This is a genomic window from Streptomyces mirabilis, from assembly GCF_039503195.1.
Classification (GTDB): domain Bacteria; phylum Actinomycetota; class Actinomycetes; order Streptomycetales; family Streptomycetaceae; genus Streptomyces; species Streptomyces mirabilis_D.
Map to the genome: position 1 here is coordinate 4,406,171 of NZ_JBCJKP010000001.1, position 25,628 is coordinate 4,431,798.

Sequence of the window (25,628 nt, forward strand, 5' to 3'; positions counted from 1 at the left end):
CTTGTCGTACTGCGGCGCGATGTGCCCTCAGCTTGGCAGACTGACCGTTCTCAGGGCAGGTCAGGGGAAGGACGGCGCGTGTGAGTGAGCTAGTGACGGGCGAGGCGGTGGCGCTGGAGCTGCGCCCCGCGAAACTGCCGAGCCGGGCGCTGGCGGTGCTGCTCGATCTGGCCGTGTCGATGACCGCCTATTTGATCGTCACCATCGGCCTGCTGGCCGCGACGGCGGCGCTGGACGATGCGGCGCGGATCGCGGTGTCGATCGCGAGCTTCGTTCTGCTGCTGGTGGGCGGCCCGATCGCGGTGGAGACGCTGAGTCACGGCCGCTCGCTCGGGAAGCTGGCCTTCGGGCTGCGGGTGGTGCGGGACGACGGAGGGCCGATCCGGTTCCGGCACGCGTTGGTGCGTGGTGCGATCGGTGTGGTCGAGATTCTGATGACGTTCGGGATCATCGCGTGCATCGCCTCGCTGGTGTCGGCTCGGGGGCGGCGGCTCGGTGACGTGTTCGCGGGGACCCTTGTCGTGCGGGAACGGATTCCCGTCGGACATACGGCCTTCGTGCCTCCGCCGCCGCCCTGGCTGGCGGGGCGGTTCTCCGGACTTGATCTGTCGGCCGTGCCGGACGGCCTGTGGCTGGCCATTCGTCAGTACCTGACGCGGATGCGGCAGCTGGACCCTCAGGTCGGCGGGGCGATGGCGGAGCGGCTCGCGTCCGATCTGGCCGCCCGTACGGGGGCTCCGGCGCCGCAGGGGGTGCCGGCGGCCGCCTATCTGGCGGCCGTGGTGCAGGAACGGCAGGCGCGGGACGCTCGGCGGGCCTTCGGCGGCGGGAGCGCTCCGGCGGTGCCGGGGGGCCCGGGCGGGTTCGTCGCCGGGATGCCCGGCGCGGGCGGCGGCCCCGTCCTGGGGCAGCCAGGCGCGCACTCCTATCCGCAGGCCTATCCGCAGGCAGGTGCTTCCTCGCCCGCTTCGGCGCGGGACCTCTATCCCTCGGAGGGCCCGGCCTCGGAGGGCCCGGCCGCGTCGGCGCAGCAGACGCCGCCGCCCGCGGCATCGCGGGACGAGCCGGTCGAACACCCGTCGACCGGGTTCGCGCCGCCCGCCTGAACCCGCTGCGAACGGTGTCCCCGGCGTCGTCAGGCGAAGAACGACGGCGGGGATTCGAGGTGCTCGAGCTCCACGCCGGGCGCCGCCAGGACCACGTCCCCCGCGAGGTGTACGGCGTGCTGCTCCCCCGTGTCCAGGGCTGTGACCTGGTATTCGTCCACGGTCAGGGGGCCGTTGTCAGTGGCGTGTGTTTCTCTCGAGATCAAGGCCCAGGACTGGTCGACGGTGCGTGGGGCGAGGACCGGGTCGGTGAAGGCGACGAGGCGTACGCGGGTTGCGGAGGCATCGGGGGTCAGGCGCAGGAGACGGGCGGTGGCGACGAGGAAGGCGGGGGATGTGCCGGTGAAGGCGTGGGCGCGGACATTGCCTTCGGTGGCCTCGGTGCCGGTGGGGTCGGTGCGGACCCAGGTCACGCCGTCGAGGGCGGCGCCACGGACCTGCCAGCTCGCGGCGTGCAGTTCGAGACGGATGGGGCGGCCGAGCTCGTCGAGGGCGAGGTCGACCGAGCCGGCATGGTCGCCGGAGGGGGTGGTCAGTTGTGAGACGTAGCGCCAGCCGGAGGGGCCGGGCGCGCAGTGGAAGTGTTCTTCGGCGAGGGGGGTGTGATCGTGCGGATCATGGAGCGAATAGCGACCGCGGGGCATGGGCGTTCAGGTCCTCATCGGGGACAGGCCCCCGCCACGGGGGCGGGGGCCTGCTGACATCCGTACGCCGAGCGGTGGTACCGCTGCTCGGCGCGGTGCTCAGTAGCGGTAGTGGTCCGACTTGTACGGGCCCTCGACCTCTACGCCGATGTACGCGGCCTGCTCCGGGCGGAGCGTGGTGAGCTTGACGCCGAGGGCGTCGAGGTGGAGGCGGGCGACCTTCTCGTCGAGGTGCTTGGGCAGCACATAGACGTCGGTCGGGTACTCGTCGGGCTTGGTGAACAGCTCGATCTGGGCCAGGGTCTGGTCCGCGAACGAGTTGGACATCACGAACGAGGGGTGGCCGGTGGCGTTGCCCAGGTTCAGCAGGCGGCCCTCGGACAGGACGATGATCACCTTGCCGTCGGGGAACTTCCAGGTGTGAACCTGCGGCTTGACCTCGTCCTTGACGATGCCCGGGATCTTCGCGAGGCCGGCCATGTCGATCTCGTTGTCGAAGTGACCGATGTTGCCGACGATCGCCTGGTGCTTCATCTTGGCCATGTCCGAGGCCATGATGATGTCCTTGTTGCCGGTCGTGGTGACGAAGATGTCGCCCTTGTCGACGACCTCGTCGAGGGTCGTGACCTGGTAACCGTCCATCGCCGCCTGCAGGGCGCAGATCGGGTCGATCTCGGTGATGATCACCCGGGCGCCCTGGCCGCGCAGGGACTCCGCGCAGCCCTTGCCCACGTCGCCGTAGCCGAGGACGACTGCGGTCTTGCCACCGATGAGGACGTCGGTGGCGCGGTTGATGCCGTCGATCAGGGAGTGGCGGCAGCCGTACTTGTTGTCGAACTTCGACTTGGTGACGGCGTCGTTCACGTTGATCGCCGGGAACAGGAGAGTGCCGTCGCGGTGCATCTCGTAGAGACGGTGAACACCGGTCGTGGTCTCCTCGGTCACGCCGCGGATCTCCGAAGCGAGCTGGGTCCACTTCTGCGAGCCGTCGGTGATGGTGCGGTGCAGGAGTTCGAGGACGAAGCGGTGCTCCTCGGACTCGGCCGTGTCGACGGACGGGACCTTGCCGTCCTTCTCGTACTCGACGCCCTTGTGGACGAGGAGGGTGGCGTCACCGCCGTCGTCCAGGATCATGTTCGGGCCGCCGGTGGGGGTGTTCGGCCAGGTCAGAGCCTGCTCCGTGCACCACCAGTACTCCTCCAGGGTCTCGCCCTTCCAGGCGAAGACCGGGACGCCCTGCGGGTTGTCGGGCGTGCCGTTCGGGCCGACGGCGATGGCCGCGGCGGCGTGGTCCTGGGTGGAGAAGATGTTGCAGGAGGCCCAGCGGACCTCGGCGCCGAGGGCGACGAGGGTCTCGATGAGGACGGCGGTCTGCACCGTCATGTGCAGGGAGCCGGTGACGCGGGCGCCCGCGAGGGGCTGCGTGGCGGCGTACTCCTTGCGGATCGACATCAGGCCGGGCATCTCGTGCTCGGCGAGGGTGATCTCCTTGCGGCCGAACTCGGCCAGGGAGAGGTCGGCGACCTTGAAGTCCTGTCGGTTGTCGACAGTCGTCATTGAGAGCTGCTCCTCGGGGTCTGGATTGGGGCGAGGTGGATACGGCTGTCTGCGCGGCGCGGGGCATACGCATGCCCGAGCGGGGCACGGACGTGCCCCGCAGCAGGGCACAGGTGTGCCTGGTGCGCGCAGCGCAGTCCGTCGGAGGCCCTCTCTCCCTCGGCCGGTCCGCGGGGGGACCGCCCGACCGCCATCAGCAGCGACGTCTGGCTCAGCCACCAAGCTACACCGGTCGCCCCGGGCCGCCCCAGTCCGGCTCCGGCCAACGGTCGTTCCGGGCAAGGTGTGCGGCTCGTCTTCGGGCGGGTGAGTTCGGTGGGTCAGTGCCGGGCGGGTCAGTGCTCGGAAGGTGTCTGGGCGGGGCCCCCGGGGGTCGCCTCGGGGTTCGGGCCCTTCGCGGCCTTCGCCTCGCTGTAGATGTCCGGTTCCAGGTAGATCACGCGGGCGATCGGGACGGCGGCGCGGATGCGGGACTCGGCGGCGTTGATCGCGGTGGCGACCTCGGCGGCCGTGTCGTCGTGCTGGACTGCGATCTTCGCGGCGACCAGGAGCTCCTCCGGGCCGAGGTGGAGCGTGCGCATGTGGATGATGCCGGTGACCGTGTGGCCGTCGACGATGGAGGCCTCGATCTTCTTGACCTCTTCGACGCCTGCGGCCTCGCCCAGCAGGAGGGACTTGGTCTCGGCGGCGAGGACCAGCGCGATCAGGATGAGCAGGATGCCGATGCAGAGCGTGCCGATGCCGTCCCAGACGCCGTCGTCCGTGAGCAGGGCGAGGCCGACGCCGCCGAGGGCGAGGGCCAGACCGATGAGCGCGCCGAAGTCCTCCAGGAGGACGACCGGCAGCTCGGGGGCCTTGGCGCGGCGGATGAACTGCGACCAGGAGTGCGCGCCCCGCAGTTCGTTGGACTCCTTGATGGCCGTACGGAAGGAGAAGCCCTCGGCGATGATCGCGAACACCAGGACGCCCACCGGCCAGTACCAGTGCTCGATCTGGTGCGGGTGCTTGATCTTCTCGTAGCCCTCGTAGACGGCGAACATGCCGCCGACCGAGAAGAGGACGATCGAGACGAGGAAGGCGTAGATGTAGCGCTCACGGCCGTAGCCGAAGGGGTGCTGGGGGGTCGCCTCGCGCTGGGCCTTCTTGCCACCGATCAGGAGCAGGGCCTGGTTGCCGGAGTCGGCGAGCGAGTGGACGCCCTCGGCGAGCATCGAGGACGAGCCGCTGAAGGCGAACGCCACGAACTTCGATGCCGCGATCGCGAGGTTGGCGCCGAGTGCCGCCACGATCGCCCTGGTGCCGCCTGAAGCGCTCATGTGCTCCTGCTGTCCCTTCGTACGCCGTCCGGGCCCCGTTCGTACGCTCGTACGCCGGTCCGGGCTTTGCCCGCCCTTTGCGGTGGGCCATTGTTGCAGCCCGGTCCGACGGCGGTACGTCTGGCCGCCACAGTCGCCTCGTCAGGCCACCACTGTCGCACGGAAGATCGTGCCGGACCCGGACACCTCCGCCTTTTCGCCCGCCGGTACGAAGACCGACGCGCCGGGGGCGAGCGTGTTGCCGTCGGCGTGTACGGAACCCGACGTGCAGAGCAGGATCTGCGGGGTGTCGCGCGTGAGGTCGTGCGGGGCGGCGCCCTCCGCGAGGGCGTACCGGGAGAGGCGGAACTCGTCGATGGGGGTCGCGTAGACCTCCTCGCCGTCGGGGGACGCCTCCGGGCGCAGGACGCCGGGGTCGCTCGCCTCGAAGCGGACGACGCGCAGGAGTTCGGGGACGTCGACGTGCTTGGGCGTCAGGCCGCAGCGCAGGACGTTGTCGCTGTTGGCCATGATTTCGACGCCGAGGCCGTTCAGATAGGCGTGCGGGACGCCGGCGCCCAGGAACAACGCCTCGCCGGGCTGGAGCTGGACGTAGTTGAGGAGCATCGCGGCGATCACGCCGGGGTCGCCCGGGTAGTGGTGGGCGAGGCCGGCATAGGGGGCGTAGGCGCCGCCGAGACGGGCGCAGGCGGCCGCGGTCTCGGTGACCGTGTGGGCCATGTCGTCGGGATCCGCGCTCAGCACCGCCGTCAGGACCTCGCGCAGCGCCGCGTCCTCCGGGTGGGCGTGCAGGAGGTCGACGTACGGCTTGAGGGAGTCGACGTCCAGGCCGGCGAGCAGTTCGGCGGTCTCGTCGGGGCTGCGGAAGCCGCACAGGCCGTCGAACTCGGTGAGGGCGCAGATCAGTTCGGGCTTGTGGTTGGCGTCCTTGTAGTTGCGGTGGGCGGCGGATATCGGGATGCCGCGGAACTCCTCGTCCTCGTACCCCTCCTTCGCCTGTTCGAGGTTGGGGTGCACCTGAAGGGAGAGGGGGGCACCGGCGGCGAGGATCTTGAGCAGGAACGGCAGGCGGGGGCCGAACTTGGCGACGGCCGCGCGACCGAGTTCCTTCTCGGGGTCCTCGCCGATGACCTCGTCGAGGGGGCCGCGCGCCGTGCGGGAGGGCGCGCCCGGGTGGGCGCCCATCCACATCTCCGCCTGGGGTTCACCGGTCGGCTCGACGCCGAGCAGCCGCGGGATGGCGGTGGTCGAGCCCCAGGCGTAGGGGCGGACGGTGTTGTCGAGGCGGTCCATGTGTGTCGTTCTCTCCGTACGTGCGCTGCGCTGGTCAAGAGTCCCGGGTCGGCCGAGGCCGACCCGGGTGCCTGGCTACAAGATCAGGCCCCTGAAGCGAGCGCCAGGTAAACGGCGGCGAAATCCGTGACGGCGATCAGTTCCGCGAGGGTCTCCAGTTCGGGGCCCTCCTCCGGTTCGAGCTCGCTGAGAGCGGTGTCGTGGCTGAGGGCGAGCTCGCGGGCGGCCGGGGCGGCGGTGAGGCCGCCGGCCGGGCGGTCGCGCAGGAGCACCACGCGCGCGTGCAGGACCTGGGCCTCTTCCACACGGTCGCGGAAGAAGTCGTCGGGGTCGGCGCCGGCGGCGAGTGCGCCCGAGAGCAGCACGCTGTGGGCGGCGAGCGCCTCGGGGAGTTCCGCGGTGAGGGCGGGGCGGCCGGCCAGTTCCGCGAGCGCGGCGGTGAAGCGGCGGCCCGCGGGGCCCGCGGAGGTGCCTTCCGTCCAGATCACCGGGAGTGCTTCGGCGAGCTCGGCGGCGAGCGTCTTGGCCGGGTTGCTGTAGGGCGCGATGGCCGGGCCGCAGCGTTCGGCGACGCGGTCGAGGCGGTCGGCGACCTTCTCCAGTGCCTCGGGCGGGGCGGAGACCAGGCCGGTGCGGTCCAGCAGCGCGAGCAAGGGGGTGAGCAGGGCCCACAGGACGCCGGGGGCGGAGGCAGCGAAGGGTTCGGTCGGCTCGTAGGGGGCGGTCGCCATCGGTACGAACAGGCCGTGCGTGCCCTGCACCTCTTCCACGATCGGGGTGCCGGCGGGGGCCACCGCTACGACGGAGCACCCGCGCCGGTACGCCTGCTCGACCAGGAGTTCGAGGCCTGGTTCGCTGCCGTCGGGGGTGGCGATCAGCAGGAGGTCCACCGGGCCCGCCCAGCCGGGCAGTTCCCAGCGGAGGGCGCCGGACGCGGGGGCGACGCCGGTGGGGGTGAGCCGGGTGATGGGGCAGCTGGCTCCGGCGAGGGTGCCGAGCAGTTCGGCGACGCCGGTGGCGGCCAGGCCTGGGCCGGCGATCAGGACGGCGCGTGGGCGGCCGTCCGGCTTCAGTTCCGCGATTCCGGCTTCCGTGGCGTGCCGGACTGCGGTACGCACACGGGCGCCCGCCTCCGCGGCGCCCCGGAGCAGCTCGCGACGGTCGGCGCGGGCGAGCGCCTCTGGGTCGTCGAGCAGCGATTCGTCGAGCATGGGTCGGCAGCCTCCCGATCGCCGGTGTGTTGCCTCTGTCGCCTGATGCGCCTGTGTGGCGCGTGTCGCCGGTGGGGTGTTTAACCGGGGCGGCGGGCCTCGTCGACGAGGAGTACGGGGATGCCGTCGCGGACGGGGTAGGCGAGGCCGCAGTCCTGTCCCGTGCAGAGCAGCTCGCTCTCCTGCTCCTTCAGCGGGGCGTGGCAGGCCGGGCAGGCGAGGATCTCCAGGAGGCCGGCTTCGAGCGGCATGGGGTGTCCTTTCGAACGGGGTGGATGCGGCCTGGTCAGCGTACCGCTGTGGGGGGTGGGGTGGCGGGGTGTGTGGGCGTGGTGATTTCGCCCCCGCCGCCCCTACCCGTCCCATCCCCAGGGGCTCCGCCCCTTCAACCCGGCCAGGGGCTCCGCCCCCGGACCCCCGCATCGCCCGAAGGGCTCGTCCTCAATCGCCGGACGGGCTGAGTGATACGGGCCGGGATGAGTGGGTGGACCGGGGGGTGGGTGGGGCATCGACCCCCAGCCTCGTCCTCACACGCCGGACAGGCTGACTGATACGGGCCCGAGTGGGAGGGCGGACCGGGGGGTGGGTGGGGCATCGACCCCCCGGTGGACCCTGGGAGTGGGTCGGGTTTCGACCCCCAGCCTCGGCCTCACACGCCGGACAGGCTGGAGGTGCAGGCCGGGGTCGGTGGGGTACGGCCTCCCACCTCCGGCCTCAGACACCCGACAGGCCGGAATTGCGGGGCGGGGTGGGTGGGATGGGCAGAGTGGGCGGGGTGCGGCCTTCGGGCCGGCTGAGGGGGTGGGCCTGGGGTGGGTGGGGTCTGGTTTTCGGCGCCCTGGCCCCGGCCTCGCGACGCTGTGCGGACCGAGGCCTTTCAGGGGCGCGGGGAACTGCGCGACCAGCCCCCACCCACCCGCAGCCGGACAACCGGCGGACGGAAACGGCACCCCGGGAGGGGGTCAGCCCCTGATGATGAGCAGGATCTCGTCCCGCAGCTTCGCCATCGTCGGCTCGTCCTTCGCCTCGGCGTTCAGGCGGAGGAGGGGTTCCGTGTTGGAGGGGCGGACGTTGAACCACGAGTCGTCCAAGGTGACGGTCAGACCGTCGAGCTCGTCGATGGTGACACCCTCGCGACCCTCGTACGCGGCCTTGATCGCGGCGAGGCGGGCCGCCTGGTCGTCGACCGTGGAGTTGATCTCGCCGGAGCCGACATAGCGGTCGTACTCGGCGACGAGCCGGGAGAGCGTGCCGTCCTGGCCGCCGAGGGCGGCGAGGACGTGCAGGGCGGCCAGCATGCCCGTGTCGGCGTTCCAGAAGTCGCGGAAGTAGTAGTGCGCGGAGTGCTCGCCGCCGAAGATCGCGCCGGAGCGGGCCATCTCGGCCTTGATGAAGGAATGGCCGACGCGGGTGCGCACCGGGGTGCCGCCGTGCTCGCGGACGACCTCGGGCACCGACCAGGAGGTGATGAGGTTGTGGATGACCGTGCCGCCGCCGTGCTTGCCGAGTTCGCGGGCGGCGACCAGGGCCGTGATCGCGGACGGGGAGACCGGGTCCCCGTTCTCGTCGACGACGAAGCAGCGGTCGGCGTCGCCGTCGAACGCGATGCCGATGTCGGCGCTCTCCTCGCGCACGCGCTGCTGGAGGTCCACGATGTTCGCCGGGTCCAGCGGGTTCGCCTCGTGGTTGGGGAACGTGCCGTCCAGTTCGAAGTACATGGGTACGAGGTCGAGGGGGAGGCCCGCGAAGACGGTCGGCACCGTGTGCCCGCCCATGCCGTTGCCCGCGTCGACCACGACCTTCAGGGGGCGGATGTCGGTCAGGTCGACGAGCGAACGGAGGTACGCCGAGTAGTCCTCCAACGTGTCACGCTGCGTGATCGTTCCCGGTGTCGCGTCGGAGGCCGGGAGGCCCGAGTCGAGCCAGGACTCGACGAGTGCACGGATCTCGGCCAGGCCGGTGTCCTGGCCGACCGGGGCGGCGCCCGCGCGGCACATCTTGATGCCGTTGTACTGGGCGGGGTTGTGCGAGGCCGTGAACATGGCGCCCGGCAGGTTGAACGCACCGGACGCGTAGTACAGCTGGTCGGTGGAGCACAGGCCGATTTCGGTCACGTCGACACCGCGTGCCGCCGCCCCGCGTGCGAAGGCACGCGACAGGCCGGGCGACGAGGGCCGCATGTCGTGTCCGATCACGATGGCGTCCGCTCCGGTCACCTGGACGAAGGCCGCCCCGAACAGCTCGGCCATCGACTCGTCCCACTGGTCCGGGACCACCCCGCGTACGTCGTACGCCTTCACGAGCTGCGACAGATCAGCAGTCACGGCCAACCTTCCAGAAGTCCACTTCGGTCGCCCCAAACTACCCGTACCGGCTGACAGCCCGCCGTGAAGGGGCCGATCGGACGCTCACCCGTCACCTGGGAGCCCCAACCGTCACCCGGGAGTAACGCACGGGGGCGGCTCCGGCCGTCACGGCAGCATCCAGTCGAGGAGGGGTCAGCTCCGGCCCAGCACGATCAGGCACATGATCAACAGCAGCCCGGCGCTCCACGGGAGCACTTCGCGCAGCAGGTCGCCCTCACGGCCCGCGAGCCCGACCGGCGCGCACGCGATGGTCGGGCTCTGCGGCGAGACCATCTCGCCGAGCACTCCGCCCGCACTGTTGGCGGCGGCGAGCGGTTCGGGAGGCAGCCGCGACTCGTGGGCCACGCTGTCCTGGAGGGCGCCGAAAAGGGCGTTCGCCGAGGTGTCGGAGCCGGACACCGCCGCGCCGAAACCAGCCCAGAACGGGTGACATGAAGGCGAGCCCCGCTCCGGCCGCCACGAAGTGGCAGATCGTGGCCGCCTGACCGGAGAGGTTCATGACGGAGGCGAGGGCCGGCACGGACGTCACGGTCAGGATCGCGAACCTCAACTCGCGTACCGTCGCCGCCCATTCGCGGAGACCTAGTTCGAGGCGGCGAACTGGGCGGCGGCGAAGGTGACTCCGCACGCCAGGGCGGGCACCCAGGCATCGCGCGACCCGCGCCGGCCGTCGACCAGTCCGACGAGCACCAGGAACACGACGAGGGCCGGCAGCGGGGTCTGACGGCCCATTGCGGAGGCGGTGGATCCGGTGGCAGGCGACTTGGACGAGGGTGACGACCGGTGTGCCCATCGCGCCGAAACCCGCGAGGGCTTCCCGTGTCTGGCCGACCGGCATGCCGTAGGCGAGCCAGGCGACCAGCGAGGTGCCCAGGAGGCCTAGGAGGCCGGCCCGGTGCGCCTCCGTGCGGACGCCGCCGAGCTGGACGAGGAGATCGCGAGGGGCAGGGGCGCGACTGGGGGGCAGCCTGTCCGGCGGATCACGTCGGAGGAAAGCAGCGGTGCCTTATCGGCACAGGCGAACGGGGCTTGGTGCGTGCAGCTGCAAGGCGGAGGAGGGCCTCGACGCGAAGAGGGCGAGCGAGTCGGCCACGGGTCCCAGCTCCTGGACGTACCCGGACGCCTCCCCGGATCAGGCCGCGCGGGGGGGTTCCGCGATGCGGAAAGCACCTTCTCACGGGTGGGAAATCGTCGTGTTCGCGACCAGCCCTCGTCGATGGGCGTGCACGACTCGGTGGAGCCGAGGGAGGAAGCTCGGGGGCGACCCTGGATACGGAGGGGGCGGACGCTCAGTTGTCCGGCGAGCGCAGCACCCGTAGGTGGCCGCGGCGTGCGACCTCCATCGGGTCCGCCGAGCGGGCGCCGCCACCGGCCTCGGCGGCGCGCTGCTGCGGCCTGGCCGCCTCGCGCACCGCGTTGGCGAGCGCTTCCAGATCGTCACCGCTGGGGCGGGAAGGAGCGGAGGCGTCGGCGAGCCGGACGACCTCCCAGCCGCGCGGCGCGGTGAGACGCTCGGAGTGCTCGGCGCACAGGTCGTAGCAGTGGGGCTCGGCGTAGGTGGCGAGCGGGCCGAGGACCGCGGTCGAGTCGGCGTAGACGTACGTCAGCGTCGCTACGGCGGGACGGCCGCAAGCGGTTCGCGAACAGCGACGTACAGGGCTCACGACGTTGGACGGTACCGCACTCTTGAGCGGGCCGCGACGACTCTCCCCCAGGTCACCCCACCGTGTCGTGCTGTGAGTCCGCCCACACAAGCCTTCGGACCACCCGCCCTGACCTGGGGCGACATCCCGCACCGAGACGCCGAACAGACCTGAATCCGGTCACCACTTGGTGCAAACCACGTCAATTGCCATGTGAGCGACGGTCCTGGAGGGATACGGAATCGAGCCCAAGCTTGGCTGGAATGGTCATCCTGCGACATCCGGAACATGCGCCGGGCTTCCTGCCCCGGGCCGCGGGCAGCCGCGTGGGGGCCGGGCACGCGGACCTCGTGGGGACTACTCTTCGTCAGTGATGGACACCCCCGTACCGCCCACCGCCGCCGCACCCGGGCCCCGCCGTCGCGATCGCCACGGAAGGGGCATGCGCGGCCCCGTCGCGCCGCCCCAGGTGCCGCTCGCCGCGAGCCGCGCCGAGGTCTTCGCGGACCTGGTGCAGGACTCCGTGGAGCGGCTGGAGCGGCGCTGGCCCCAACTCGCCGACATCGACTTCATGATCCTCGAAGTGCCCCGCCTCGACGGCTCCGGCGAGGGCTGGAGCGACGAGGCGGTGCCCCTGGGGGGCACCATCCCGGCGTACGAGGGCCATCCCGCGCGCGTGGTCGTCTACCGTCGCCCGGTCGAGATCCGCACCAAGGGCCGCGACGAGCGCGCGGCGCTGGTGCACGAGGTCGTCGTGGAGCAGGTCGCGGAGCTGCTGGGGCTGACACCGGAGACGGTGGACCCGCGCTACGGCGAGGACTGAGGCCCGCCCGAGCGGTACCGGGAGCACGGTCACGGCGCCACCGGGTCCCCTTCGAGGACCCGGTGGATCACCCGTACGGGATCACTTCTTCAGCAGCACCGACAGATCCTGGTCCGCCTCCGGCACCGCCACCGTCCCGCGGTCGTCCGGAAGGGTCTGGATCGTGAACCCGGGGACGCCCTCCTGGGCGGAGGCGAGGGTCCGGGAGGCGTAGACGGGGCCTCCGGAGACGGGCTCGACCGTCAGGGCGTACGTCCCCTTGAGACCGGCCGGGACCGGTGCGTCGACGTCCTGGGTCGTACCGCCCTTGATCGTGTACGTCTTCGTCGCCGCCGTACCACCCTCGCTGCCGGCGGACGCGGTGACCTTGACCTGGGCGCTCTGGCCGGGGGCGGACACGGCGAGCGTGGTGCCCTTGGAGCTGTTGTCGGCGACCGTCGCGCGCGCGCCGACCGGGCTGGTGGCCGGGATGAACGCCATCTCCTGCTTGCTGCCCTTGCCGCGCACCACCTGCAAGGCCGCGACGACCGGCGCCGAGGTTCCGGTGGAGGTGAGCACCAGGGAGCCCGCCTCGCCGCGCGTGACGTCACCGAGGTCGGCCGCCGCGGTCATGCCGGCCTTCACGTGCAGCGTCTCGTTGCCTGCCGGTGTGATCAGGCCCGAGGGCGAGGCGAGGCGGACCTTCAGATCGGCGTCCTGGTCGCCGGGCGCGAAGGCCACCAGCCGCACGGCCGTGGCGTCCTTGGGGATGCCCGGCATGACGAGGCTGCCCGCCGGGTCGGTGGAGGCGGCCAGCCAGTCCCCGCCGATCTTGTCGTCCAGGGCCTGGACGGCGGCGCCGACACGACCGCTGCGGACCGTCACGTGGACGGTGAGGTCGGTCTGCTGCCCGCTCGCGAGCGTGCTCAGCAGGATCGGCTCGCTGGCGTGCGGCTGGACCGTGATGCCATCGCCCACCGTGGACTTGAGGGTGCCGTCCTTGCCGTACATCTCGACGTCGACGACGGCCGCCGAGTCGTCGGGGTTGGTCAAGTGCACATAGTCGGTGCGGCCGGTGGCGGTACTGACGCCCGGGAACCAGAACTCGGTGTCCGGAGCCGCGCAGTTGGTGCCGAGCAGACCGCGGCCGGTGCCCGCGGCGACCGCGGTGGTCTCCTGGACGGTCCAACCGGGCGCGAACTTGCCCTCGGCGGTGCCGACGAGGGCGGGCGGCTCGGCTCCGGAGCCGTCACCGGTGGCCGGCTTGCCGGGCTCGGCCGGCTTCAGGGCGGGCTTGACGGTCTTCTTGCCGGTCTTCTTGCCGCTCGTGGAGTCCGCCGACTCCACGGCCGCGGCCTGCAGTTCGGCCTTCCCGCTGTCGGCGGCGCCCTGGGTGACGGGCGTGTACGACGTGTACGACGTATTCGCGATCTCGGAGGTGCTGGGCTGCGGGCAGAGCAGGCTGGTGCGCTCCACGGGCTGCTGGGTGGCCGCCTTGGCGGTGTTGTCGCCGGAGGCGGCCGGCGCGTTGAGCGAGGCGAATCCGGTGACGGCGGCGAGCGCGGTCGCGCCGGCGATCAGGGACAGGGTGGTGCGGTTCACTGCTGGCTCCCGTCGGGGCGCTCACTGTCGGTGCCGTGCGGCGGCTGCGGGGGCGTGTTCGGGTCGTAGGAGGCGTCGTAGCCCTGGCCCGTCCCGTCGTAGCCCTGGTAGGTCTGCATCGGGTCGTACGGTGCCGTGCCCCCGTAGGCGTACGGGTCGTACTGGCCTGCCTGGTAGGGGTCCGCCTGGTACGGCTGCTGCTCGTAGGTGCCCGCCGGATACTGCTGCTGGCCCTGGTACTGCTCGCCGCCGTAGGTGCCGTACTCGGCGCCCGCGTAGGTCGACGCGTCCCACTCGTCGTACGCCTGCTGCCGCGGGACCGATACGGGCGTCTGCTCGGCCTCCTCCTCCGGAGGAGGAAGGGCGGCGCCCTCGTCCTGGACGGCCTGGTCGGACTGCTCCGCCTCGGCCTGGGCGCGCAGGCGGCGGGCGCGGCGGCCCTCGCCCGTGACGTCCTGGGCGGGGACGACCGGCTCGTCGGGGAGGTCGTCGTCGACGTCACGGCGCCGCCCGGGCAGGGCGAGGACCACCAGGACGACGGCGAGCGCGCCCTGGGCCCACAGCCAGCCGGTGTGGCTCATCGGGGCGTCGAAGGTGACGTCCAGCCTGCCGCCGCTCGCGGGCAGTTCGAAGCCCTGCGCCCAGCCGTCGACGGTGGTGCGGGTGAGCGGCTTTCCGTCCAGGGTCGCCGTCCAGCCCGCGTCGGCCGTGTCGGCGAGGCGCAGCACGCGGCCCTCTCCCCCGGAGGGGATGGTGGTGTGCAGGTCGACCGGCCCGGCGGCGATGGACAGGGCCTCGCCGGACTTGGGGACGATCGAGGCGCGCGAGACCTGGCTGTCCAGGCGCCACAGGGCGCTGCCGTCCTGCTGGCTGAGCCGCGTCAGGCCCGGGGTGGCGTCCAGGACGCGGCTCATCTCGCGGGGCGCGCCCTTGCGGACCAGGACGTAGCGCACGGCGAAGCCGCCGAGCTGGTTGGCCTGGTCGGCGCCGGAGCCCGCGACGAGATTGGCGACGACCTTGTCGAGCTTCTTGTTCTCGCCGCCCTCGGCCGCGAGTTCGCCGTCGCCCAGGCGGGCGCCGGAGCCGCGGACGAGGGTGTAGCCGACGCGGGCGCCGGAGTCGCTGTCGAGGACGAGGGTGCGGGCCTGGTCGCGGGTGCCGCTCTCCTCGGCGACGAACGCGGGCACCTGCACCGGGTCGCGGCGCTCCACGGGGCCGTCGGCGCCACCGAGGACCCATCCGGCGGCCACCAGCAGTGGGCCGGCGGCCGAGGCGAACGCGATGAGCGCGGCGACCGGCTGGCGCCAGCCGAAGCTCTGCTCGGCCACCCGCGCGCGTGCCCCGTCTGCGCCGAGCGTGGCGGCGGCGAGCAGTGCGAGGCCGTAGACGAGGGTGGCGGGTCCCGCCCAGGCCGACTTGTTGGACAGCACGGCGAAGACGAGCGCCACCAGGGCGACGACCCAGGCGGCCCACACCGCGCGCTGCCGCTCGCTGCGCATCAGGGCGGCCAGTGCCGCCAGCACGATGCCGATGAGCATCAGTCCGCTGACCGTGCCGGGACCGCCGGGGCTGGCGCCGAGCAGGTCGAGCGCGGAGGCCGCGCCCGCGCCGTAGGGCATCCCGGCTTCCTTGAAGAAGCCGAACGGGAGCAGCGTCAGCGACCAGGGGGCGAGGACCAGCAGCGGGGTGCCGAGCTGGGCCAGGAAACGCGGCCCGTAGGCGGTGATTTCCCTTCGGCGCACTACGAGGAGGGCGATTCCGAGGACCAGCGCGATGGGCCACACGATCGGCGTGAACGCGGTGGTGAACGTCAGCAGGAGGGCGTACGCCCAGGTGGCGCGCCAGCTGCCGCGCGCGCCGGAGGAGTGGGTCAGCCCGCTGGCGGCGACGCCCGCGCGCGCGATGAGCGGCAGCAGGATCGCGAGGACGGCGGTGCCGATGCGGCCGCCGGCGAGGGCGCCGGCGGCGGCGGGCAGGAAGGCGTACGTCACGGACGACCAGGCGCGCAGCAGGCGCGACTCGACGAGGGGGCGCGAGGCGAAGTACGCGGCGAAGCCGGCCAGCGGGACGGAGGCCACCAGGAGCACGGTGACCGCGAGCCCGGTGGAACCGAGGAGCAGGGAGGACAGCAGGGCGACGAGCGCGAGGTACGGCGGCGCGGTCTCCGTGCCGCCGGCGCCCACCGGGTGCCAGCCGTCGGCGTAGCGCGACCAGAGCTCGGAGGCGTCGGCGGGCGCGGGCAGCAGCGCGCCACCGGCGAGCGACCCGCTGCCGAGCAGGCCGCGGCAGGCCAGGAGGGAGACGAACAGCAGCACCAGGAAGAGCATCGGGCCGGGGTTGCGGGCGATGCGCTTGAGCCGGGCGAACTGTTCGATCTGCAGGAAGTCGGCGTCGTCGCCGCCGGGTCCGGACTCGACGGCGCCGCCGTGCCGTCCGGCGCCGGTGGTGGCGTCGGGGTCGTCACCGCCCATGAAGTTGCCCGCGATCTGCTCGACCGTGGCGCGCACGGTGGCGCCGGGCGGCGGGAACAGCGGGCGCAGCTCGCCCTTGTCGACCTGGGGGCGACCGCGTCTGCGGCGGCCCGCGAGGATCCGCTCGGGGCGCAGCAGGGTTCCCAGCAGGCCGCGGATCTCGTCGACGGCCTGTCCGGGGACCTTGCCCACGAGGTAGGCGACGGTGCGCAGCAGGGTGCCGAGGACGAGCCGGATCAGGATCCAGGGCACCTGTGCCGTACGGGCGTTGACGAGGAGGGTGTAGACGGCACCCGCCTTGTCGACCTTGTGCGGGGAGGCGGCGGTGCGGCCCACGCAGTCGACCGTGCGGCGCTCGCGGGAGGCGGCCTCGGCATGCCGGACGACCGCTTCGGGGGCAACGAGGACGCGGTGTCCGGCGGCCTGGGCGCGCCAGCACAGGTCGACGTCGTCACGCATCAGGGGCAGTCGGCGGTCGAAGCCGCCGAGTTCCTCGTAGACGTCGCGGCGGATCAGCATGCCGGCGGTGGACACGGCGAGCACGGGGTGGACGTGGTCGTGCTGGCCCTGGTCCTGCTCGCGGCGGTCCAGGCCCGTCCAGCGGCGGCCGGAGTTGGCGATGGTGACGCCGATCTCCAGGAGCGCTCGCCGGTCGTACCAGCCGCGCAGCTTGGGGCCGACCACGGCGACTTCCCTGCCGAACTCCTGCTCGCTCTCCACGACCCGGAGCAGCCGGGCCAGGGCGTCGGGCTCGGGGGCGCTGTCGTCGTGCAGCAGCCAGAGCCACTGCTCGGGCTCGCCGTGCGGGAGCTCCGGCATGTCGTAGGCGTCGTCGCGCCAGGTCCGGGTGACCGGGTCCCAGCCGCTGGGGCGCTTCAGATAGGGCAGGTCCTCCGGGGTGAGCACGCGGGCCCCGCGGATGGCCTCCTCGACGGCCTGGCCGAAGCCTGTGCGCCGGGCGAGATGCAGCACCCGGTCGGCGCCGAGTGCGTCGGTCAGCAGCTGGGCGGAGTCGTCCGCGCTGCCGGTGTCGGCCGCTACGGCGTTCTGCACCGGGCGCTCCTGGCCGAGCAGCCCGGCGAGCGCTTCGGGCAGCCAGCGGGCGCCGTCGTGGGAGACGAGGACCGCGGTCACCACGTGGCGCGGGAACTCAGGTGTGGCGGCGTCGTGTGGGACTGCCGAATGGCTGTGCACGGACATCGAGGTACGGGCCCCGGTTCGATGGACTGCGGTGGACGCCTGTGTCCGGCGGGGACAGCGGGACGTCTCGGACGAGGGCCCACACTAACGGCTGGGCAACACAGCGGCCCGCCGCCTGTGGATAACCCACCTGCGACGGGCCGTTCTTACCTGCCGGTATCGGTACGAGGGGTGCGCGCCGTGCGGTCAGACGGCGGCCTTCTTCAGCCTTCGGCGCTCGCGCTCGGACAGACCGCCCCAGATGCCGAACCGCTCGTCGTTGGCGAGCGCGTATTCCAGGCACTCGGAGCGGACCTCACAGGCGAGACAGACCTTCTTGGCCTCGCGGGTGGAGCCGCCCTTCTCGGGGAAGAAGGACTCGGGGTCGGTCTGGGCGCACAGCGCGCGCTCCTGCCAGCCGAGTTCCTCGTCCGCGTCGTCGACCAGCAGTTGCTGCACCAGCTCGGTCATGTGCGCCCCTCGTCTGTCTTTCGCGTCCCCGTGATGCTGCCGTTCCCGATTTCGGCTGAACGACACGAGTGAAATTACAAGTGTGCCGATACGGGCCAGTCAAGCCGAGATCTGCTATTGGGCCCCTTATTCACTCTGCGGAACCAAGGCTATGCGGAAAGTGTTCAAATCGGCATAAACCCTGACAGCCTCAAAGGGCCCGTCCGGACTCCCGACCCGCTACCGGGAAGGACGCCCAGAAGTTCGATCTCGTTCCGACGCGGACTCCGAAGCGAACCGGATCACATTTGGATCACGGGATCGCATCGAGGTTTGCGCGCCCGGTTGTGCGCCATGTGTCCGGGGTGGCTCCAGAGCAAACCTTTCGTCACACAGATGGACCGGATGAGGTGAAACATTTCCCATATGGCGGACACGAAGTTGACAGTCGAGGTGTGAACCGATGTGCTTATGGGCATGCTCGCGAACTTGGCGCTCACCTCGACCCGCACCGCCGGGTCCCCCGGTGCTGCCCGCGCTCGCTGTAGCTGTTGTTGCTGTCCCAGCTGTTGAGCCGTACCGCGCTCCGGCTGCCTCGCCGCCACTGAGGCGAATCCCCGCCCCGCTTCCGGGGCGCTCGCCCGTACCAGGGCACCCTCCCCGTCCGTGACCCGGACGGAAACGGCCCCGCGACACCCCAGCTCTCCGCCGAGGAACCACCGCACCCATGAACAGCGACAGCGACCTCCAGATCGCCGGCGACATCCTCGAAGTACCGCACCTGCTCCAGCCGCCGCGCGAGCACCCCGCCACCGTGTCCGAGTTCGTCGGCCTGGCCCGCTCCATCGCCGCCGACCGCTCCCAGTGGGAGCACCTCGTCCAGTACGACGCGACCTCCCGCTGGTACCACCGGCTGCGCACCGGACCCGGCTACGAGGTGTGGCTGCTGTCCTGGGTGCCCGGACAGGGCAGCGGACTCCACGACCACGGGCGCTCCTCCGGCGTACTCACCGTCCTGGAGGGCGCGTTGACCGAGCGCACGGAGCGCGACACCCGCGCGTTGGGGGCAGGATCCCAGCGGGTGTTCGCGCCGGGGTACATCCACGAGGTCGTGAACGACTCCCTGGAACCGGCCGTGAGCCTGCACGTCTACTACCCGGGTCTTACCGAGATGCCGATGCATTCGGCCCAGTGCGCCGCGGCCGTGGTCACGGCCTGAGGGCGCCCGCGGTCTCGTAACCGCCTCACGCGTTGTCGTACCCGCCTGTCAGACTGAACCCCATGCGCATTGTGGTTCTGGCAGGCGGTATCGGTGGTGCCCGGTTCCTGCGTGGTCTCCAGCGGGCCGTGCCGGACGCGGACATCACGGTCATCGGCAACACCGGCGACGACATCCATCTCTTCGGCCTGAAGGTCTGCCCGGACCTCGACACGGTGATGTACACGCTCGGCGGCGGCATCAACGAGGAACAGGGCTGGGGCCGGACCGACGAGACCTTCCACCTCAAGGAGGAGCTCGCGGCCTACGGGGTCGGCCCCGAGTGGTTCGGGCTCGGCGACCGCGACTTCGCGACGCACATCGTGCGGACGCAGATGCTGAGCGCGGGCTATCCGCTCAGCGCGGTCACGGAAGCCCTGTGCGACCGCTGGAAGCCGGGCGTCCGGCTGATCCCGATGTCCGACGACCGCGTGGAGACCCATGTCGCCGTCGAGATCGACGGGCAGCGCAAGGTGATCCACTTCCAGGAGTACTGGGTGCGGCTGCGGGCATCCGTGCCGGCCGAGGCCGTGGTGCCGGTCGGCGCCGAGCAGGCCAAGCCCGCACCGGGTGTCCTGGAAGCCATCGCCGAGGCGGACGTCATCCTCTTCCCGCCGTCCAACCCGGTCGTGTCCATCGGCACGATCCTCGCCGTGCCCGGCATCCGGGAGGCCATCGCCGACGCGGGCGTGCCCGTCGTGGGCCTCTCCCCCATCGTCGGCGACGCGCCCGTGCGGGGCATGGCCGACAAGGTGCTGGCGGCGGTCGGCGTCGAGTCCACGGCCACGGCGGTCGCCGAGCACTACGGCTCGGGGCTCCTCGACGGCTGGCTCGTCGACACGGTGGACGCGTCCGCCGTGGAGCAGGTCGAGGCGGCCGGGATCCGGTGCCGGGCCGTGCCGCTGATGATGTCCGACCTGGACACCGCGGCGCAGATGGCGCGCGAGGCGCTGACGCTGGCGGAGGAGGTGCGGGAGTCATGAGCGGACGGCTCTCTCCGGCTTCTCCGGAACAGGCTCCGGAAGATCTTTCCGAACACGCTCCCGGACGAGGGCGCGCGGGCGACCAGGAGGTGGACGCCTTCGTCGCCTCTCCCGGTTACCGGGTCTGGGCGCTGCCCGGACTCCCCGAGGTTCGACAGGGCGACGATCTCGGCAAGTTGATCGCCGTCGCCGAGCCCGGGCTGGTCGACGGGGACGTTCTCCTCGTCACTTCGAAGATCGTGTCCAAGGCCGAGGGGCGCCTGGTCGAGGCCGCCGACCGGGAGGCCGCCATCGACGCCGAGACCGTACGGGTCGTGGCGCGCCGCGGGGCCCTGCGGATCGTCGAGAACCGGCAGGGGCTCGTGATGGCCGCCGCCGGGGTCGACGCCTCCAACACCCCGGCCGGCACCGTCCTGTTGCTGCCCGAGGACGCCGACGCGTCCGCGCGCGCCATCCGGGACGAGCTGCGCGACACCCTCGGGGTCGATGTCGGCGTCGTGATCACCGACACGTTCGGGCGGCCCTGGCGCACCGGGCTCACCGATGTCGCCATCGGCGCCGCGGGCGTACGGGTGCTGGACGATCTGCGCGGCGGCACCGACGCGCACGGCAATCCGCTGAGCGCCACCGTCGTCGCCACCGCCGACGAGCTCGCCGCCGCCGGTGACCTGGTCAAGGGCAAGGCCTCCGGGCTGCCCGTCGCCGTCGTGCGCGGACTGCCCCATGTGGTGGCCGAGGACGACGGCGAGGGGACACGGGCCATGGTGCGGGGCGCGCGCGACGACATGTTCCGGCTCGGCACGTCGGAGGCCGTACGAGAGGCCGTGACCCAGCGGCGTACCGTACGGGCCTTCACCGACGAGCCGGTGGATCCGGGCGCCGTGCGGCGGGCCGTGGCCGCGGCGGTCACCGCTCCCGCGCCGCATCACACGACTCCCTGGCGGTTCGTGCTCCTGGAGTCCGAGGAGTCGCGTACGCGGCTGCTCGACGCCATGCGGGACGCGTGGATCGCGGATCTTCGGCGGGACGGGAAGAGCGAGGAGTCGATCGCCAAGCGGGTGCGGCGCGGTGATGTGCTGCGCAACGCTCCCTACCTCGTGGTGCCGTGTCTCGTCATGGACGGGTCGCACACGTACGGCGATCCGCGGCGGGACGGGGCCGAGCGGGAGATGTTCGTGGTCGCCCTCGGCGCGGGGGTGCAGAACTTCCTCGTCGCACTCGCCGGGGAGCGGCTCGGGTCCGCGTGGGTGTCGTCGACGATGTTCTGCCGGGATGTCGTACGGGACGTGCTGGAGCTGCCGGAGGGGTGGGATCCGATGGGGGCCGTGGCGGTCGGACATGCGGCGGAGGAGCCGCGGGCTCGGCCCTCGCGGGATGCCGGGGCGTTTGTCGAGGTGCGGTGAGAGTGGTTGCCGGGGGGTGGTGACAGTCCTTGTCGAGGAGCGCGGGGGTCTGGGGCCGGGTGTGGTGCGTCAGGTGTGGTGAGAGGTGTGTGCGTCGTACGTCGGGAGTCGGGTGTTCGGGAGGGTGAGCGCCTACTCTCGTAGGGCACCCCGAGTTTCCTAGGACCCCTTTCGTGGCTGGACGTTTCGCTCCTCGGCCGACGCGTACGACTGTGCGCGGCGGGCATGTCGCCGTGCCCGCGGACGCCTCCGGCGGGGTGCCTCGACAGGCGGTCGCACCTGGGCGTACGCGCACCTGGACGCCGCCCTGGCCGGTCGATCTCGGGCTCGTGCTCGGGCCGCTGCGCCGTGGACCCGGCGATCCGACCTTCCGTGCGACGCCGGACGGGGCCGTGTGGCGGACCAGCCGGACGCCCGCCGGGGCCGGGACGCTGCGGGTCTCGGCGCGGGGTGGGGTGGTGCGGGGCGAGGCGTGGGGGCCGGGGAGCGAATGGCTGCTCGAACAGCTCCCCGAGATGCTCGGCGCGGCCGACGATCCCGATGCCTTCGAGCCTCGTCATCGGCTGGTCGCCGTGGTGCGGCATCGGCGACCGGGGTTGCGGCTGACGCGTACCGGGCTGGTGCTGGAGTCGCTCATTCCGTCCGTTCTGGAGCAGAAGGTCACGGCGGACGAGGCGTATCGGGCGTGGCGGTTGCTCGTACGGAAGTTCGGGGAGCCTGCGCCGGGGCCCGCGCCGGAGCGGATGTCCGTCATGCCGGAGCCGCGGACGTGGGCGCTGATTCCCTCCTGGGAGTGGCATCGGGCCGGGGTCGACAACAAGCGGGCGTCGACGATTCTGCGGGCCGTTCGGGTGGCGGGGCGGCTTGAGGAGGCGGTGGGGATGGAGCCGGGGGCTGCGCAGGCTCGGTTGGAGTTGGTGTCCGGGATCGGGCCGTGGACCTCGGCGGAGACCGTGCAGCGGAGTCATGGTGCGGCGGATTCGGTGACCGTGGGGGATCTTCATCTGCCGGGGATCGTGGGGTATGCGCTGGCGGGGGATCGGGATGCGGACGACTCCGTGATGCTTTCGCTGTTGGAGCCGTATGCCGGGCAGCGGCATCGGGCGGCTCGGTTGATTCTGTTGTCGGGGCGGGCGCCCGCGCGGCGGGTTCCGCGGATGCCGCGGGGGGATATCGGGCGGCTGTAGTCGTCCCGGGTGCGGGCCGGGAGTCTCTCGCCCCCGCCGCCCCTACCCGTCCCATCCCCAGGGGCTCCGCCCCTTCAACCCCGCCAGGGGCTCCGCCCCCGAACCCCCGACCGCCCAAAGGGCTCGTCCTCAAACGCCGGACAGGCCGACTGACACGGGCCGGAGTGGGCGGGTGGACCGAGGGGTGGGCGGGCATCGACCCCCAGCCCCGTCCTCACACACCCGACAGGCCGACTGATACGGACCCGAGTGGGCGGGTGGACCGAGGGGTGGGCGGGCATCGACCCCCAGCCCCGTCCTCACACACCCGACAGGCCGACTGATACGGACCCGAGTGGGCGGGTGGACCGAGGGGTGGGCGGGCATCGACCCCCAGCCCCGTCCTCACACACCCGACAGGCGCATCGCCGTGCGGACCGAGGCCTTCAGGGGCGCGGGGAACTGCGCGACCAGCCCCCACCCACCCGCAGCCGGACACACCCAGGCAGGGCCTCTGACCGACCGGGGGTTTCAGGGGCGCGGGGAACTGCGCGACCAGCCCCCGCCCGCCCGCAGCCGATCCAACCGCTCTACTGGTCCGACGAGAAGCGGAGCGCCCCCGCTGGGATCTTGGCCTCACACCAGACTCTTACGCCCTCGCGGAGTTCGTTGTCGGGGCCGACCACCGCGCCGTCGCCGATGACCGCCCCGGAGAGGATGGTGCGTTCGCCGATGTGGGCGCGGGTGCCGATGAGGGAGTCCGTGATGACGGCGCCGGGTTCGACGACCGCGCCGGACAGGATCGTGCTGCCCGTGATGCGGGCGCCCTCGCCGATGCGCGCGCCGTCGCCGACGACCGTGCCGCCGGTCAGCTTGGCGTCGGGGGCGACCCTGGCCGTGGGCAGCACGAGACGGTCCCCGCAGCGGCCCGGGACCGCCGGAGAGGGGGCGCGGCCCAGGACGAGGTCCGCGGAGCCTCGTACGAAGGCCTGGGGGGTGCCCAGGTCCAGCCAGTAGGTGGAATCCACCATGCCCTGGAGGTGGGCTCCGGTGGCCAGGAGCTCGGGGAAGGTCTCGCGTTCCACCGAGACCGGGCGGCCGGCGGGGATCGTGTCGATGACCGAGCGGCGGAAGACGTACGCCCCGGCGTTGATCTGGTCGGTGACGATCTCCTCGGGGGTCTGGGGCTTCTCCAGGAAGGCCGTCACGCGGCCCGTCGCGTCCGTGGGGACCAGGCCGTACGCCCGTGGGTCCTCGACGCGGGTGAGGTGGAGGGAGACGTCCGCGCCGGTCGTCTCGTGGGTCGCCACCAGGGCCCTGATGTCCAGGCCCGTCAGGATGTCGCCGTTGAAGATCAGGATCGGCTCGTCGGGCCCGGAGCGCAGGCGCGCGGCCACGTTGCGGATCGCGCCGCCCGTGCCGAGGGGCTCCTCCTCGGTGACGTACTCGATGTGGAGGCCCAGCCCGGAACCGTCACCGAAGTACGGCTCGAAGACCTCGGCCAGGTAGGAGGTCGCCAAGACGATGTGCTCGACGCCCGCCGCTCTCGCCCGCGCCAGTTGGTGCGTGAGGAACGGGACACCGGCCGCCGGGACCATCGGCTTGGGGGTGTTCACCGTGAGCGGGCGCAGCCGGGTGCCTTTGCCCCCGACCAGGAGGATCGCTTCTGTCACCTGTCGTCTCTGCTTCCTGCCGGGACCGGCCGAAGGATGATTCGGCCGGCCAGTGTATGCAGTCCGTAGTAAGAGGCCTTCGACGGCAGTGGGGTGTCCTCGATGGCTCCGCGCAGACCTCAGCGGCCCTGGTAGCGGGCCGCGGCCGTTCTGGCCGAGCCGAGTTTGCCGTACAGAAGCTTCCCCGGGCACTCCGTGGCGAACCCGTCCCGATGGCCGGAGATCACGTTCAGTCGTACGTTCTTACCTTTTCGGTAGAGATTGCCACCGCCGGACTTCAGGTATGTCTTGCCACGGGGATCGGCTCCGGAGAGACCGAGCTTCCATGCCGTGAGCCGCGCGATGGCGGTCACCGCGGCGGCGGCCGGCTTGGTCTTGCCGAAGCTGCCGAGGACCGCGATCCCCATGGTGTCGTTGTTGAAACCGAGGGTGTGGGCACCCATGACGGGCTTCGCCACACCCCCGGCGCGGCCTTCGTAGATGTTTCCGCACTTGTCTACGAGGAAGTTGTAGCCGATGTCGCGCCAGCCACTGCTCACTACGTGGTAGCGGTAGATACTGCGGATGAGCGAAGGGGCCTGGGAGCAAAGGTAGTTGTTGCCCGAGGCCGTGTGGTGCACGAAGGCGGCCTTCACCTTTTTGGTGTACACGAAGCCGCCCTCGCGCAGGCTCTCGTCCGCGCCCCAGCCGCGCCGGGTGACGATGCGTGGGCGCTCACCGATGTACGGCTGCCCGAGCGGCGCGCCGTCGCGGAGGGCCGGGGCCTCGCGCTCGGTCTCGGCCCTGGACAGTGCCGGGATCTCGGTCGCGCCGAACGGGGCGAGCTCGGCGTTCGTGGCGAAGGTGGCGTACGTCTCGGCGCTCTCCGCGCCCGCGCTCCCCTCGCCCGTCAGCGCGCCCCGGGGCGCGGGTTCCGCGCCGGGGTCGACGAGTTCGAGGTGCATGCCTCTGGGGAGCGGCGACTCGCCGGCTGCTGTGGCTCTTTCGTCCACCTGCGCCTGGACGCGGACCTCGACCCCGTCCGAGTCGCCCACCCACAGGGGCGCGGTGGAGCCGCGCACCCGGCCCGAGTTGCCCTCGGCGCTGTCCGGGTCGGCCGCGTGCTCGTGGTTGTGGGTCTCGATGTCCTGCCAGCCGGACCAGCGGTTGGCTCCGGTGGCGCGGGTACGAACCTGGACGCGGCCGCGCAGTTCGGTGTCGGGGTCGTCCCAGACGACCCCGACCAGCGAGAACGTCCGTACGTTCCGTCTGCCGAGGCCCTGTTCGGGAGCGGCGGGTCCGAGCGAGCGGTCGCCTGAGAGCGGGACCAAGGGGAGGGACTGGGTGCTGCCCGGCGCGGCGGGCTCGGTCCTCGCCGCCTGGGGTCGGGCCTGTGCCGGTGCGGACAGGGCCAGCGGAAGGGTGAGTGCGGCCGCGCAGGTGACGCCGACCGAGGAAGCAAGGATTCCATGCATGCCCCCGATCGTGGACATAATCATACATATCTGTCTATTGCGGATGTGACG

At 71.9% G+C, this 25,628-nt stretch carries 19 protein-coding genes and 1 pseudogene; 6 read left to right on the forward strand and 14 right to left on the reverse strand.

Annotation, left to right across the window (positions count from 1 at the left end; translation table 11 throughout):
- Positions 1-80 precede the first annotated feature (80 nt).
- Entirely contained in the window at positions 81-1,106 is a 1,026-nt protein-coding gene (locus AAFF41_RS20375; RefSeq protein WP_343324377.1) for an RDD family protein, read from the forward strand.
- Between the two features lie 29 nt (positions 1,107-1,135).
- Here the strand turns inward: AAFF41_RS20375 and AAFF41_RS20380 are convergent, their stop codons facing one another.
- The 9 genes and pseudogenes from AAFF41_RS20380 to AAFF41_RS20420 all read right to left on the reverse strand — a co-directional run bounded on the left by AAFF41_RS20380 (position 1,136) and on the right by AAFF41_RS20420 (position 11,157).
- The gene (locus AAFF41_RS20380; RefSeq protein ID WP_097284975.1) at positions 1,136-1,750 is read right to left on the reverse strand and encodes a hypothetical protein; all 615 of its coding nucleotides are present in this window, start codon (positions 1,748-1,750) and stop codon (positions 1,136-1,138) included.
- Positions 1,751-1,849: 99 nt separating this feature from the next.
- Positions 1,850-3,307: an adenosylhomocysteinase gene (ahcY, locus tag AAFF41_RS20385; RefSeq protein ID WP_054230216.1), complete on the reverse strand. Its 1,458-nt coding sequence runs from the start codon at positions 3,305-3,307 to the stop codon at positions 1,850-1,852.
- 335 nt (positions 3,308-3,642) lie between these two features.
- Positions 3,643-4,623, reverse strand: a complete 981-nt coding sequence (locus tag AAFF41_RS20390) for a cation diffusion facilitator family transporter (RefSeq protein ID WP_319748873.1) — start codon at positions 4,621-4,623, stop codon at positions 3,643-3,645.
- A 141-nt stretch (positions 4,624-4,764) separates the two neighbouring features.
- Positions 4,765-5,916 carry a mannose-6-phosphate isomerase, class I gene (gene manA / locus AAFF41_RS20395; protein WP_343324378.1) on the reverse strand — a complete coding sequence of 384 codons (1,152 nt, stop codon included), beginning with the start codon at positions 5,914-5,916 and terminating at the stop codon, positions 4,765-4,767.
- Between the two features lie 83 nt (positions 5,917-5,999).
- Positions 6,000-7,127, reverse strand: a complete 1,128-nt coding sequence (locus AAFF41_RS20400) for an SIS domain-containing protein (protein WP_319748875.1) — start codon at positions 7,125-7,127, stop codon at positions 6,000-6,002.
- 80 nt (positions 7,128-7,207) lie between these two features.
- Positions 7,208-7,378, reverse strand: a complete 171-nt coding sequence (locus AAFF41_RS20405; protein ID WP_075027380.1) for a Trm112 family protein — start codon at positions 7,376-7,378, stop codon at positions 7,208-7,210.
- A gap of 711 nt (positions 7,379-8,089) precedes the next feature.
- Positions 8,090-9,451, reverse strand: coding sequence for a phosphomannomutase/phosphoglucomutase (locus AAFF41_RS20410; protein WP_343324379.1), 1,362 nt, complete (start codon positions 9,449-9,451; stop codon positions 8,090-8,092).
- Positions 9,452-9,625: 174 nt separating this feature from the next.
- Positions 9,626-10,492 (reverse strand): annotated as a pseudogene (locus AAFF41_RS20415) (L-lactate permease).
- Positions 10,493-10,782: 290 nt separating this feature from the next.
- Positions 10,783-11,157 (reverse strand): DUF3499 domain-containing protein, encoded by a 375-nt coding sequence (locus tag AAFF41_RS20420; protein WP_054229213.1) that lies wholly within the window; start codon positions 11,155-11,157, stop codon positions 10,783-10,785.
- Positions 11,158-11,509: 352 nt separating this feature from the next.
- On the opposite strand from AAFF41_RS20420, the gene AAFF41_RS20425 reads away from it, so the two are divergent.
- Positions 11,510-11,959: a metallopeptidase family protein gene (locus AAFF41_RS20425; protein ID WP_319749053.1), complete on the forward strand. Its 450-nt coding sequence runs from the start codon at positions 11,510-11,512 to the stop codon at positions 11,957-11,959.
- Between the two features lie 81 nt (positions 11,960-12,040).
- Here AAFF41_RS20425 and AAFF41_RS20430 read toward each other — a convergent pair whose 3' ends face one another.
- From AAFF41_RS20430 to AAFF41_RS20440, 3 genes are all read right to left on the reverse strand, one after another.
- On the reverse strand, positions 12,041-13,540 hold the full coding sequence (locus tag AAFF41_RS20430; RefSeq protein WP_343324380.1) for a DUF5719 family protein: 1,500 nt from the start codon (positions 13,538-13,540) through the stop codon (positions 12,041-12,043).
- Positions 13,537-17,211: a glycosyltransferase family 2 protein gene (locus AAFF41_RS20435; RefSeq protein WP_343324381.1), complete on the reverse strand. Its 3,675-nt coding sequence runs from the start codon at positions 17,209-17,211 to the stop codon at positions 13,537-13,539. The genes AAFF41_RS20430 and AAFF41_RS20435 overlap by 4 nt, the downstream gene beginning before the upstream one ends.
- 186 nt (positions 17,212-17,397) lie before the next feature.
- A complete protein-coding gene (locus AAFF41_RS20440) occupies positions 17,398-17,661 on the reverse strand; it encodes a WhiB family transcriptional regulator (protein WP_003975777.1) in 264 nt (87 codons plus the stop codon).
- 706 nt (positions 17,662-18,367) lie between these two features.
- On the opposite strand from AAFF41_RS20440, the gene AAFF41_RS20445 reads away from it, so the two are divergent.
- From AAFF41_RS20445 to AAFF41_RS20460, 4 genes are all read left to right on the forward strand, one after another.
- Positions 18,368-18,859, forward strand: a complete 492-nt coding sequence (locus tag AAFF41_RS20445; protein WP_343324382.1) for a cysteine dioxygenase — start codon at positions 18,368-18,370, stop codon at positions 18,857-18,859.
- Between the two features lie 62 nt (positions 18,860-18,921).
- Complete coding sequence (cofD, locus tag AAFF41_RS20450; RefSeq protein ID WP_060901833.1) at positions 18,922-19,881, forward strand: 2-phospho-L-lactate transferase; 960 nt, start codon at positions 18,922-18,924, stop codon at positions 19,879-19,881.
- Positions 19,878-21,284 (forward strand): coenzyme F420-0:L-glutamate ligase, encoded by a 1,407-nt coding sequence (locus tag AAFF41_RS20455; protein ID WP_343324383.1) that lies wholly within the window; start codon positions 19,878-19,880, stop codon positions 21,282-21,284. The genes cofD and AAFF41_RS20455 overlap by 4 nt, the downstream gene beginning before the upstream one ends.
- A gap of 173 nt (positions 21,285-21,457) precedes the next feature.
- Complete coding sequence (locus tag AAFF41_RS20460) at positions 21,458-22,471, forward strand: DNA-3-methyladenine glycosylase family protein (RefSeq protein WP_319748880.1); 1,014 nt, start codon at positions 21,458-21,460, stop codon at positions 22,469-22,471.
- Positions 22,472-23,040: 569 nt separating this feature from the next.
- On the opposite strand, the gene manB is transcribed toward AAFF41_RS20460, so the two are convergent.
- On the reverse strand, positions 23,041-24,123 hold the full coding sequence (gene manB, locus AAFF41_RS20465) for a mannose-1-phosphate guanylyltransferase (protein ID WP_319748881.1): 1,083 nt from the start codon (positions 24,121-24,123) through the stop codon (positions 23,041-23,043).
- Between the two features lie 119 nt (positions 24,124-24,242).
- Positions 24,243-25,577 carry a peptidoglycan recognition protein family protein gene (locus AAFF41_RS20470; protein WP_319748882.1) on the reverse strand — a complete coding sequence of 445 codons (1,335 nt, stop codon included), beginning with the start codon at positions 25,575-25,577 and terminating at the stop codon, positions 24,243-24,245.
- Positions 25,578-25,628: the final 51 nt, after the last annotated feature.